Annotated in this window: 11 protein-coding genes; 7 read left to right on the top strand and 4 right to left on the bottom strand. The window is 67.4% G+C overall.

Going from position 1 to position 12,185, the window contains the following annotated elements; translation table 11 throughout:
* Nucleotides 1–36 precede the first annotated feature (36 nt).
* A complete protein-coding gene (locus tag BM252_RS26290) occupies nucleotides 37–459 on the top strand; it encodes a TMEM175 family protein (protein WP_342742559.1) in 423 nt (140 codons plus the stop codon).
* 25 nt (nucleotides 460–484) lie between these two features.
* Here BM252_RS26290 and BM252_RS26285 read toward each other — a convergent pair whose 3' ends face one another.
* Genes BM252_RS26285 through BM252_RS26275 form a run of 3 tightly spaced genes read right to left on the bottom strand, consistent with a single transcriptional unit; the run spans nucleotide 485 to nucleotide 1,820 of the window.
* Nucleotides 485–835 (bottom strand): VOC family protein, encoded by a 351-nt coding sequence (locus tag BM252_RS26285; RefSeq protein ID WP_093390630.1) that lies wholly within the window; start codon nucleotides 833–835, stop codon nucleotides 485–487.
* A 28-nt stretch (nucleotides 836–863) separates the two neighbouring features.
* Nucleotides 864–1,229, bottom strand: a complete 366-nt coding sequence (locus BM252_RS26280) for an MmcQ/YjbR family DNA-binding protein (RefSeq protein ID WP_093390629.1) — start codon at nucleotides 1,227–1,229, stop codon at nucleotides 864–866.
* Between the two features lie 54 nt (nucleotides 1,230–1,283).
* Nucleotides 1,284–1,820, bottom strand: coding sequence for a tetratricopeptide repeat protein (locus tag BM252_RS26275; protein WP_093390628.1), 537 nt, complete (start codon nucleotides 1,818–1,820; stop codon nucleotides 1,284–1,286).
* Nucleotides 1,821–2,092: 272 nt separating this feature from the next.
* Between BM252_RS26275 and BM252_RS26270 the strand changes: the two genes are divergently transcribed.
* The 4 genes from BM252_RS26270 (at nucleotide 2,093) to BM252_RS26255 (ending at nucleotide 7,186) form a co-directional block, all read left to right on the top strand.
* A complete protein-coding gene (locus BM252_RS26270; protein WP_245774461.1) occupies nucleotides 2,093–4,231 on the top strand; it encodes a M3 family metallopeptidase in 2,139 nt (712 codons plus the stop codon).
* 194 nt (nucleotides 4,232–4,425) lie between these two features.
* A complete protein-coding gene (locus tag BM252_RS26265) occupies nucleotides 4,426–6,558 on the top strand; it encodes a M3 family metallopeptidase (protein ID WP_093390626.1) in 2,133 nt (710 codons plus the stop codon).
* Nucleotides 6,559–6,676: 118 nt separating this feature from the next.
* Complete coding sequence (locus BM252_RS26260) at nucleotides 6,677–6,883, top strand: VF530 family protein (RefSeq protein WP_093390625.1); 207 nt, start codon at nucleotides 6,677–6,679, stop codon at nucleotides 6,881–6,883.
* Between the two features lie 24 nt (nucleotides 6,884–6,907).
* The gene (locus tag BM252_RS26255) at nucleotides 6,908–7,186 is read left to right on the top strand and encodes a DUF4404 family protein (RefSeq protein WP_093390624.1); all 279 of its coding nucleotides are present in this window, start codon (nucleotides 6,908–6,910) and stop codon (nucleotides 7,184–7,186) included.
* A 117-nt stretch (nucleotides 7,187–7,303) separates the two neighbouring features.
* Here BM252_RS26255 and BM252_RS26250 read toward each other — a convergent pair whose 3' ends face one another.
* A complete protein-coding gene (locus BM252_RS26250; RefSeq protein ID WP_174900694.1) occupies nucleotides 7,304–7,816 on the bottom strand; it encodes a DUF1269 domain-containing protein in 513 nt (170 codons plus the stop codon).
* Between the two features lie 291 nt (nucleotides 7,817–8,107).
* On the opposite strand from BM252_RS26250, the gene BM252_RS26245 reads away from it, so the two are divergent.
* Together BM252_RS26245 and BM252_RS26240 are read left to right on the top strand one after the other, a co-directional pair.
* The gene (locus BM252_RS26245; RefSeq protein ID WP_217429972.1) at nucleotides 8,108–10,366 is read left to right on the top strand and encodes a YgiQ family radical SAM protein; all 2,259 of its coding nucleotides are present in this window, start codon (nucleotides 8,108–8,110) and stop codon (nucleotides 10,364–10,366) included.
* A 290-nt stretch (nucleotides 10,367–10,656) separates the two neighbouring features.
* Nucleotides 10,657–12,120: an RCC1 domain-containing protein gene (locus BM252_RS26240; protein WP_093390621.1), complete on the top strand. Its 1,464-nt coding sequence runs from the start codon at nucleotides 10,657–10,659 to the stop codon at nucleotides 12,118–12,120.
* Nucleotides 12,121–12,185: the final 65 nt, after the last annotated feature.

The raw sequence follows: 12,185 nt of genomic DNA, 5'->3' as shown, positions 1-12,185 counted from the left end.
AAATTCGACCTCAAACCGTCATTCACTCGGCGGAAAATATGCCTCACTTGTACATATAGCCACCACCACATGCTGCACGCCGCCTCGGTGATCGACGGCCGCGTGCTGTGGGCCAATCTGCATCTGCTGTTCTGGCTGTCGCTGATCCCCTTCGCCACCGGCTGGATGGGCGAAAACCACTTCGCGCCGGTGCCGGTCGCGCTGTATGGCGCGATGCTGTTCATGTCCTCGCTGGCCTACCTGATCCTGGAGCGGGTGCTGGTCTCGCGCAACGCCAACAATTCGCCGCTGGTGCTGGCGGTGGGCAAGGACTACAAGGGGCCGATATTGTCGGTGCTGTACCTGCTGGCGGTGCCGCTGTCGTTCGTGCACGTCTGGCTGGCCTTCGCCGTCTACATCGGCGTGGCGATCCTGTGGTTCCTGCCGGACCGCCGCATCGAGAAATACTTGCAACACTAACCCTGCGTGCCCGCCAGTACCCGGCTCAGCAATGCGCCAAAATGTTGACCAGCTTGCCGAACGGGTCGCGCACGTAGAAACGCCGCACGCCCCAGGGCTCGTCGACCGGGCCGTATTCGGCGACGAAGCCGGCCGCCGTCATGCGGCGGAAGGCCTCGTCGACATCGTCCACCTCGATCGACAGGTCCGGCACCGCCGTGCCGGAGCCGCCCTCGGTGGCGAAGCTGATCTGCACGCTCATCTGCGCCGCCGTGCCGTAGGTGTGGATCCAGCCGTGGTCCATCAGCAACTCCAGGCCCAGCACGTCGTGGTAGAAGCTGCGCGCGCGCCCGACGTCGGGCACGTCCATATTGGCCAGCAATCGTTTGACTTTCATCGCTCGCTCCCTCCTGACAGAACCGCCCTCAAGCCTGCAGCACGCCCAGTTCGAGGCGCTTGGTCTTGCTGAGCGCGCCGGCCGCCTTGTGGTAGGACCAGTCCAGCAGCTCGGCCAGATAGTCGGCGGGGAACTTGTGCACCTCGACGATGGTGATCCAGTGGAAGCGCCCCATGTAGCGCGCCGGCTTGATGCCGGGCCGGTCGGTCAGCTCGAGGAAGTGCTCGGGCGACACGCGCAGGCTGAAGCGCCACTGCTCCGGCTCGCTGGTCTTGAAATAGGCGAAGGTCTTGCCGCCGACGGCGTAGACCAGGATGTTGCTGGGCGCGCCGTGCAGGGTCTCCGTGGCGCCGGCAAGCTGCCGGCAGTGTTGCTGTAGCTGTTCGGTATTCATGTGTCCCGGGTCTGTTGGTGGTGTCCGTGCAGGTCTCTGCCGAGCAGCGTGCGCTCAGTTCGCCGCCGCCGCGCGGGCGTATTTTTCAATGTATTCCCGGGCCCGCTGTTCCGCCGCCGAAAATTGTTCCGTCGGCAAGCGCCCCATCAAGGCCGACAGCGACTTGCCCGCGTCCCGCGCGATTTCCTGCGCGGCGTCGGCGTCGGCCGAGGTATCGTTGTTGGCCAGCGCGCAGCGATACCAGGCGTAGGCCTCCAGCAGGCTGGCGTCCACCCCGGCACCCTGCTCGAAGGCGGCGCCCAGATGCCATTGCGCCTCGGCGTGGCCGCGCATCGCGGCGTGCCGCCACAACACCACGGCGCCGGCCTGGTCGGTGCCGCCGCCCAGTCCCTGGTACAGCAGATAGCCGAGGTTGTTCAGGGCCGAGGTCTCGCCCTCGCGCGCCGCCAAGGCCCATTGCTCGCGCGCGCCGGCGTAGTCCTTGGCGCGGTAGGCTTGCACGCCGAGGTTGTAGGCCGATTCCGCCGCAACGGCGGGCAGGGCGCCGATCAGCGTGGCGCAGATCAGCAGGTGGGCGATGAAATTGAACATGGTCGAGGGCCGGTATGGTTATCGTCGCAAGGCGGGCGCCAACATGGCGACGGCCGAAACGAAGCCGTTATCGGCCCGCATATTCTTGCAACAGTCTAAATAGTAGCAAAAATATCAGCAGCCGACGGTGAAACCCGTCAAGAGTGGCGCGCCGCCCCCGCAGCGCAGCATTTTTTGCGGATGACGCCTGCGGATCGGCCTGCTATGATCTGCCGCTTCCATGCTGAGCTATCCGCGTCAGCATCCTTTGGCGTACTTTGAAAGATGAAAACATGTCCCGTCCTCAAATGCTCGTACTCGCGGCCAGCCTCGGCCTTGCCATGACCCAGATCGTCCAAGCCGCACCGGCCGCGCCCGCCGCCGCCATCGCCGCCAACCCCTTCTTCAAGGCCAGCACGCTGCCCTTCCAGTACCCGGCCTTCGACAAGATCAAGGACGAGCATTTCGCGCCGGCATTCGCCGAGGGCATGCGCCAGCACTTGAAGGAAATCGACACCATCGCCAACAACGCCAAGCCGGCCACCTTCGAGAACACCGTCGTCGCCATGGAGCGCTCGGGCCAGCTGCTGACCCGCGTGCAGGCCACCTTCGCCAACCTGCAGGGCGCCAACACCAACGACACCCTCGACGCCGTCGACCGCGACATGTCGCCCAAGATGGCCGCCCACGGCGACGCCATCTACCTGAACGCCAAGCTGTACGCCCGCGTCAAGTCGCTCTACGAGCGGCGCGACAAGCTGCACCTGGACGCCGAGTCCAAGCACCTGTTGGAACGCTACCACACCGACTTCGTCCGCTCGGGCGCCAACTTGTCGGCCGCCGACAAGGACAAGCTGAAGACCATCAACGGCGACATCGCCACGCTGCAAACCAGCTTCACCCAGAACGTGCTGAAGGAGACCAACGCCGCCGCGCTGATCGTCGACAGCCGCGCCGAGCTGGCCGGCATGAGCGAGGCGGCCATCGACGGCGCCGCCGCCGCCGCCAAGGCCAAGGGTCTGGACGGCAAGTTCCTGGTCGCCATCACCAACACCTCCGGCCAGGCGCCGCTGGCCGAATTGAGCAACCGCGCCGTGCGCGAGCGCCTGATGGCCACCTCGCTGAACCGTGGCAGCCACGGCGGCGAGTTCGACAGCCGCGCCATCGTGCTGAAGATCGCCAAGGCGCGCGCCGACAAGGCCGTGCTGCTGGGCTACGCCAACTTCGCCGCCTATTCGCTGGAAGACCAGACCGCCAAGACCACCAGCGCCGTCAACCAGCTGCTGAGCGACCTGGCCAAGCCGGCCGTGACCAACGCGCGCAAGGAGGCGGCCGATCTGCAGGCCGTGGTCGACGCGGAGAAGGGCGGCTTCCAGGTCGGCGCCGCCGACTGGGCCTTCTACACCGACAAGGTGCGCGCCCAGCGCTTCGCCTTCGACGAGAACCAGCTGAAACCCTACTTCGAGCTGAACAACGTGCTGACCAACGGCGTGTTCTTCGCCGCCGGCAAGCTGTACGGCCTGACGTTCAAGGAGCGCAAGGACTTGCCGGTGTACAACCCGGACGTGCGCGTGTTCGACGTGTTCGACGCCGACGGCAAGCAGCTGGCCATTTTCCTGGCCGACATGTACGCCCGCAGCAACAAGCAGGGCGGCGCCTGGATGAACGAGTACATCTCGCAGTCCGGCCTGATGGGCACCCACTCGGTGGTGGCCAACCACCTGAACATTCCAAAACCGCCGGCCGGCGAGCCGACCTTGATGACCTACGACGAGGTCAAGACCACTTTCCACGAGTTCGGCCACGCGCTGCACGGCATGTTCTCCAACGTCAAGTATCCACGCTTCTCCGGCACCAACGTGCCGCGCGACTTCGTCGAGTACCCGTCGCAAGTCAACGAGATGTGGGCGGTCTGGCCCGAGGTGCTGGGCAACTACGCCAAGCACTACAAGACCGGCGCGCCGATGCCGAAGGAACTGCTGGACAAGGTGGTCGCCTCGAAGAAGTTCAACCAGGGCTTCCTGACCACCGAATACCTGGCCGCCTCGCTGCTGGACCAGCGCTGGCACCAGCTGGCGCCTAGCCAGATCCCCACCGACGTGCTGGGCTTCGAGGCGGCCGCGCTGAAGGACATGGGCGTCGACTTCGCGCCGGTGCCGCCGCGCTACCGCACCACCTACTTCTCGCACGCCTTCTCGGGCGGCTACTCGGCCGGCTACTACGCCTACCTGTGGAGCGAGAAGCTGGACGCCGACACCGTCGAATGGTTCAAGGAAAGCGGCGGCCTGCTGCGCAAGAACGGCGACTGGTTCCGCAAGACCCTGCTGTCGCGCGGCGGCACGGCCGACGCGCTGGAACTGTTCCGCAACTTCCGCGGCCGCGACTCGAAGATCGAGCCGCTGCTGGAGCGTCGCGGCTTGACCGGCAAGTAAGCGCCTCGTTCGGCTAGCTGGAACGCCGGCAAGACTGGACGCCGTGATCGAGGGTCAGACCCTAGGGTCTGACCCTGGCTTCGCCGTCCCTGGCCCCCCCCAAAACCATGGCGGGCACCAGCCAGCCCACCCGCCGCGCCCCAGGCGCGGGCGGGGCATCCCCCCATTCGTCCCACCATTTCCCAGAGCACCCCATGACCCGTTCCCACCTGATGTTCAGCGCCGCCGCCGTCGCGGCCGTTTGCAGCGCCAGCGCCTTCGCCGAGCCGGCCTCCCTGCTGGCCGCCAGCAACCCCTTCGCCAAGGCCAGCACGCTGCCCTTCCAGTTCCCCGCCTTCGACCGGATCAAGAACGAGGACTACGCGCCGGCCTACGCCGAGGGCATGCGCCAGCAGGCCGCCGAGGTCGAGGCCATCGCCAACAATCCCAAGGCCGCCACCTTCGACAACACCATCGTCGCCATGGAGCGCTCCGGCCAGTTGCTGGGCCGCGTAGGCAGCGTGTTCGGCAACCTGTCCGGCGCCAACACCAACGACGTGCTGGAGGCGCTGGACCGCGACCTGTCGCCCAAGCTGGCCGCCCACAGCGACGCCATCCGCCTGAACGGCAAGCTGTACGCCCGCATCAAGTCGCTCTACGAGCGGCGCGCCAAGCTGCACCTGGACGCCGAGTCGCTGTACCTGCTGGAGCGCTACAACACCGACTTCGTGCGCGCCGGCGCCAAGCTGTCCGACGCCGACAAGAGCCAGCTGAAGGCCTACAACGCCGAGCTGGCCGTGCTGCAGACCAGCTTCAGCCAGAACGTGCTGCGCGAGGCCAACGCCTCGGCGCTGATCGTCGACACGCGCGCCGAACTGGCCGGCATGTCCGACAAGGCGATCGACGCCGCCGCCGCGACCGCCAAGGCGCGCGGCCTGGAGGGCAAGTTCGCCATTCCCGTCACCAACACCACCGGCCAGGCCTCGCTGGCCGTGCTGAGCGAGCGCGCCACGCGCCAGCGCCTGCTGGAGGCGTCGACCACGCGCGGCAGCCACGGCGGCGAGTTCGACAACCGCGCCATCGTGCTGAAGATCGCCAAGCTGCGCGCCGAGCGCGCCGCCCTGTTGGGCTACGCCAGCCACGCCGCCTACGCGCTGGAAGACCAGACCGCGCGCAGCACCGAGGCCGTCAACAGCCTGCTGGCCGAGTTCGCCAAGCCGGCGGTGGCCAACGCGCGCAAGGAGGCGGCCGAGATCCAGCAGCTCGTCGACGCGGAGAAGGGCGGCTTCGCCGTCGCCGCCCAGGACTGGTCCTACTACAGCGACAAGGTGCGCGCCCAGCGCTTCGCCTTCGACCAGAACCAGCTGAAGCCCTACTTCGAGCTGAACAACGTGCTCAACAACGGCCTGTTCTTCGCCGCCAACAAGGTCTACGGCCTCAGCTTCAAGGAGCGCAAGGACCTGCCGGTGTACAACCCGGACGTGCGCGTGTTCGACGTCATCGACGCCGACGGCAAGCCGATGGCCATCTTCGTCGCCGATTTCTACGCCCGTGGCAACAAGCGCGGCGGCGCCTGGATGAACGCCTACGTCTCGCAGTCCAAGCTGATGGGCACGCGTCCGGTGGTGGCCAACCACCTCAACATTCCCAAGCCGGCCGACGGCGAGGCCACGCTGCTCACCTACGACGAGCTGCGCACCCTGTTCCACGAGTTCGGCCACGCCCTGCACGGCATGTTCTCCGACGTCACCTACCCGCGCTTCGCCGGCACCCGCGTGCCGCGCGACTTCGTCGAGTTCCCCTCGCAGGTCAACGAGATGTGGTCGGTCTGGCCCGAGGTGCTGGGCAACTACGCCAAGCACTACCAGACCGGCGCGGCTATGCCGAAGGAGCTGCTCGACAAGGTGGTCGCCTCGAAAAAATTCAACGAGGGCTTCCGCACCACCGAGTACCTGGCCGCCTCCATCGTCGACCAGCGCTGGCACCAGCTGGGCGCCGGGCAGATCCCGGGCGACGTGCTGGCCTTCGAGGCTGCCGCGCTGAAGGACGCCGGCGTCGACTTCGCGCCGGTGCCGCCGCGCTACCGCACCACCTACTTCTCGCACGTGTTCGCCGGCGGCTACTCGGCCGGCTACTACGGCTACCTGTGGAGCGAAAAGCTGGACGCCGACAGCGTCGAGTGGTTCAAGGAGAACGGCGGCATGCTGCGCAAGAACGGCGACTATTTCCGCAAGATGCTGCTGTCGCGCGGCGGTTCGATGGACGCCATGCAGATGTTCCGCGCCTTCCGCGGCCGCGACGCCAAGATCGAGGCTTTGCTGGAACGCCGTGGCCTGACCGGGCAGTAATGGAGTAAAGTAGAGTCAGCGGGGGCGGCGCCGACGGCCCGTCCCCGCCGAGTACGTCCGGCCGGCGCGCAAGCGACGGGCCGGCGCAGTGAGCAACAATTTTGAGCAAAGTAGAACCATGAACGACTTGAACGGCGTGACCCTGGAAGCGATCGTCACGCGCTTGCACGCCCACTACGGCTGGGAACAGCTGGGCCAGCGCATCGACATCAATTGCTTCATCAGCGAGCCGAGCGTCAAATCGAGCCTGAAGTTCCTGCGCAAGACACCCTGGGCCCGCGCCCGCGTCGAGGAGCTGTACCAGGGAACCAAGTTCACCGACTAAATCGAAGCAGACTGAGGAAGTACTATGGACAGCAACCTGAAGGCATCGTTGAAAACCCTGCACACCAAACTGGCCAGCGCCGGTCCGGTGGACGAGGAATTGCAGGACCTGCTGAAGCAGTTGGACGGCGACATCAAGCAGTTGCTGACGCGCGGCGAGGCCGCCGCCACGGAAGGCGACACCACCACCTACGGCCTGGCCGAGCGGACCCAGGAGATTTCGGCCAAGTTCGCCGCCCAGCATCCGCAACTGGAGCCGGCGCTGCGCGAACTGGGCACCATCCTGGCCAGCATGGGCATTTGACGGGGAGCCGCCAGGCCAACAATCGAGGGTCAGACCCTAGGGTCTGACCCTAGGGCGGCTGGGGACGAGTACCCGGGGCCGCCGGCGGCAATGCCGCCGACCCCCGGGCGGCTGGCGCTACGGAAACGCCAGCATCGGCGGTTCGCTACCGCCAAAGCTGATTTCGGGATGGCGCTTGGCGATCATCTGCTCGATCTCCTGCACGCGCCGCACCGGCACGTCGATCATCATCAACACCTGTCCCTGCTCGATGCGCTCGGCGAACTGCGCCAGCCGCGAGTTCGGCACGGCCGCCGCGTTCATGCCCGAGGCCCAGCCGCCGAACAGCGCACCGCCCAGCGCCACCAGCAAAATGGCGGCGGTGCGCAGGGTCAGGCCCTCGGGCGGGAACATGATCAGGAAGATGCCGGCCCCCAGGCCGACGATGCCGCCGATGACGATGCCCAGCTGGGCGCCGTGCACCACGTCGGTCTTTTGCAGCACGCTCACGTCGGGCATGTCCGCCGGCAGCGTGCCGTCGCGCGCCATGAAGCGCATGTGGCCGATCTCGATGCGGGCCAGCAGCAGTTCGTCGAGCATGGCGCGCGCGCTGGGCAGGTCGGGCAACATGAAGTAGAGGCGTCGTCGCATGCTGGTCTCCGGTGGATGGCGGGTCTATTCGTTATAGCAAAGTTGTCTGACAAAGCAATGGGACTCTGACATCGGCGCAGGCCCGCCGCGACGCTGCTGAAAAATTGTGCAATTTGTACAAGTGATTGAATTCTAAAAGGATTTTTCCGCCCGCCGGGCGGAAAAAGCGCCACGGCGCGGGCAGACGCCAGGCATTTCCGGTACAATCCGTCCGATATGAGCTCCCCTACCAATTTATTCGCGACCGTTCCTAAACGGTCTGCCCGCGCTGCCGCCGCGCCTTTCCTCCCCATGTCCCGCGCCGAAATGGACGCCCTGGGCTGGGACGCCTGCGACGTCATCCTCGTCACCGGCGACGCCTACATCGACCACCCCAGCTTCGGCATGGCCCTGGTCGGCCGGCTGTTGGAGGCGCAGGGCTTCCGCGTCGGCATCATCAGCCAGCCGGACTGGCAGTCGGCCGAGGCCTTCCGCGTGCTCGGCAAGCCCACTCTGTACTACGGCATCACCGCCGGCAATATGGACTCGATGGTCAACCGCTACACGGCCGACCGCAAGATCCGCTCGGACGACGCCTACACCGCCAACGCCGAGCCGAACAAGCGGCCCGACCGCGCCGTCACCGTCTACGCCCAGCGCGTGCGCGAGGCCTACCCCGGCACGCCGGTGGTGATCGGCTCGATCGAGGCCTCGCTGCGCCGCATCGCCCACTTCGACTACTGGTCGGACAAGGTGCGCCGCTCGGTGCTGGCCGACTCCAAGGCCGACCTGCTGATCTTCGGCAACGCCGAGCGCGCCCTGGTCGACCTGACCCACCGCATGGCCGCCGGCGAGGACATCAAGACCATCCGCGACCTGCGCGGCACCGCCTTCATGGTGCCGCCGGGCTGGCTGCCGGGCGCCGATTGGGGCGTGCACAATTCCACCCGGGTCGACGTGCCGGGCAAGGTCGACGTCCACCCCAACCCCTACGCCATGGCGCAGGAGGACAAGACCGCCTGCGCCACCGACAACGCCGGCACCGCGCCGGAGGTGGTCAAGCCGATCCGCATCATGAGCCGCGAGGAGCGGCTGGCGATGGCCAAGGAGAAGCACGACAAGACCGTGGTGCGGCTGCCGTCCTACGAGACGGTGGTGGCCGACCCGGTGATGTACGCCCACGCCTCGCGCGTGTTCCACCTCGAGTCGAACCCCGGCAACGCGCGCGCCATGGTGCAGGCGCACGGCGAGCGCGACGTGTGGCTCAATCCGCCGCCGCTGCCGCTGCAAATGGACGAGATGGACGGCGTCTACGACATGAACTACGCCCGCGCGCCGCACCCGAGTTACGGCAAGGCGCACATCCCGGCCTGGGAGATGATCCGCTTCTCCGTCAACATCATGCGCGGCTGCTTCGGCGGCTGCACCTTCTGCTCGATCACCGAGCACGAGGGCCGCATCATCCAGAGCCGCTCGGAGCCGTCGATCCTGCGCGAGATCGAGCACATCCGCGACAAGACCAAGGGCTTCACCGGCACCATCTCCGACCTCGGCGGCCCGACCGCCAATATGTACCGGCTGGCCTGCAAGGACAAGGCGATCGAGGTGTCCTGCCGCCGCCTGTCCTGCGTCTACCCGTCGATCTGCGTCAACCTGGGCACCGACCACAGCAAGCTGATCTCGCTGTACCGCAAGGCGCGCGCCATCCCCGGCGTGAAGAAGATCCTGATCAGCTCGGGCCTGCGCTACGACCTGGCGGTGCGTTCGCCCGAGTACGTCAAGGAGCTGGTGACCCACCACGTCGGCGGCCTGCTGAAGATCGCCCCCGAGCACACGGAGGAGAACACGCTGTCGAAGATGATGAAGCCGGGCATCGGCGCCTACGACGAGTTCAAGGAGATGTTCGACCGCTTCTCGTTGGAGGCCGGCAAGAAGCAGTACCTGATCCCGTATTTCATCGCCGCCCACCCCGGCACCACCGACCTGGACATGCTGAACCTGGCGTTGTGGCTGAAAAAGAACAACTTCAAGCTCGACCAGGTGCAGACCTTCATGCCGACGCCGATGGCGATGGCGACCACCATGTACCACACGCGCAAGAACCCGCTGCACAAGGTGACGGCCGATTCGGAGGTGGTGGAGACGGCGCGCAGCGGCAAGATCCGCCGCACCCACAAGGCCTTCCTGCGCTACCAGGACCCGGACAACTGGCCGATCCTGCGCGAGGCGCTGGTGGCGATGGGCCGGGGCGACCTGATCGGCAACGGCGACAAGCACCTGATCCCGTCCTGGACGGCCGGCGAGGGCAACGGCCAGGCGCCGGCGGCCGGCACCCGCCGCGCCGGCCCGGCGGCGATGGCGCCGTCGGCGCCGGCCGCGCGCGGCCCGCGCGCCAACGCCCTGACCGGCTCGTTGACGGCGCGCGCCAGCATCGACAACAAGCCGCGCGCCTCGATCCTCGACACCATCAAGGTCAAGGCCAAGCCGGCGCCGGCGGCCACGCCGGTGCGCGGCGCCAAGGGCGGCCGGGTTGCCGCGCCGGCGCCGAACGGCCGCGCCGGCCGCAAGTAAGCCGGCCGCAAGTAAGCCGGCCGCAAGTAAGCCGGCCGCAAGTAAGCGGGCCGGCCCGCGCCGCCACGCCGGAGAGCCGGACGCCGTTGGCGTCCGGCTCTTTTTTTGCTTGTTTCTCCAAGGGAAATGTTGTTAAATCCCCGGATCGGTTCAATAGCGTGGATAATTCAGGCTTGCTCCTGCGATGCAAATCGAGGGCCTGCGGCTACACTGGCTGGACGCTGCACCCACTGCGCCAGTCCGCGCCGCCGCCCGACGCCCGGTCGCTTATGTGAAAATATTGGAAGATCATGAAAAAAACCTTTAGCCTGTCCTCCCTGGTGTTGGTGCCCATCCTCGCCGTGCTGGCCGCTTGCGGCGGCGGCGGCAGTAAAGACAGCAGCACCACGCCGATCACCCCGACCCCGCCGACCGTCACCTTGACGGAAATCATCGTCACGCCGGCCAACCCGTCGATCACCGTCGGCGGCAGCCAGCAGATGATCGCCACCGGCAAATACTCCGACTCGAAGGTCGCCGTGCTGAGCACCGGCGTGACCTGGACCGCCGCCAAGGGCAACAACGCCTTGCTGAAGGTGTTCACCAACGGCCTGGTGACCGGCGCCGCCGTCGGCAGCGACACCATCACCGCCACCGCCAGCGGCGTCAGCGGCAGCACCACGGTCACCGTGCGCCTGCCGTGGGTCGACGTCGCCGCCGGCGGCAACCAGAGCTTCGGCCGCAAGGCCGACGGCACCCTGTTCGGCTGGGGCAGCAACCTGCTCGGCCAGCTGGGCGACACCACCGCCAGCGACCGTCTCGCCCCTACGCCGGTGGCCGGCGGCGTCACCACTTGGCGCCAGATCGCCGTTGGCGTGCAGCATACCGTGGCGCTGCGCGCCGACGGCTCGCTGTGGGCCTGGGGCCGCAATTCCAACGGCCAACTGGGCGACGGCACCAAGATCAACCGCGCCACGCCGGTGCGCATCGGCACCGCCACCGACTGGACCTATGTCGCCGCCGGTGAGGCCCACACGCTGGCGATCGGCGGCAAGACCGGCCTGCTGTGGGCCTGGGGCCGCAATTCCAGCGGCCAGCTGGGCGACGGCACCACCGTCGACCGTCTGGTGCCGACCAAGATCATCCTGCCGGCGCCGGCCGCCGGCGGCACCGCCATTTCGGCCGGCTGGACCACCGTGGCGGCGGGCGCCAACCATTCGCTGGGCCTGCTGTCCGGCAGCCTTTACACCTGGGGCAACAACCTGCGCGGCCAGCTGGGCAACGCCAGCACGGTCGACTCGCCGACGCCGATTCCGATCGGCACCGCGAACTGGGTCGCCGTGACCGGCGGCGCGCTGCATTCGGCCGGCATCCGCTCGGACGGCGCGCTGTTCACCTGGGGCGACAACAGCAACGGCCAGATCGGCAACAACGGCGCCCAGCCGGTGCTGGCGCCGTTCCAGCAGGCCTCGACCACGCTGAACTGGCTGGGCGTGGCCGCCGGCGCCAACCACATGCTGGCGCTGCGCGCCGACGGCACGCTGTGGGCCTGGGGCGCCAACGGCGACGGCCAGCTCGGCGACGGCCTGGGCCAGGACCTGGGCGCGCCGACGCAGATCGGCCTGTCGACCAACTGGGTCGGCATCGCCGCCGGCCTGAACCATTCCTTCGGCCGCCAGACCGACAACAGCCTGTGGGGCTGGGGCCGCAACGCCGAGGGCCAGCAGGGCAACGGCAACACGACCTACGTGGCGCAGCCGACCCAAATGCCGTAAGCGGACGGGACGGCCAAGCGGGGCGGCGGGCGCGAGCCCGGCCGCCCTTTTTCACGCCCGGACGG

The sequence above is a fragment of the Rugamonas rubra genome (genome assembly GCF_900114705.1).
In the GTDB taxonomy this organism is placed as follows: domain Bacteria; phylum Pseudomonadota; class Gammaproteobacteria; order Burkholderiales; family Burkholderiaceae_D; genus Rugamonas; species Rugamonas rubra.
Note: the sequence above shows the minus strand (reverse complement) of the source record. Positions and strands in the feature narration are given on the sequence as shown.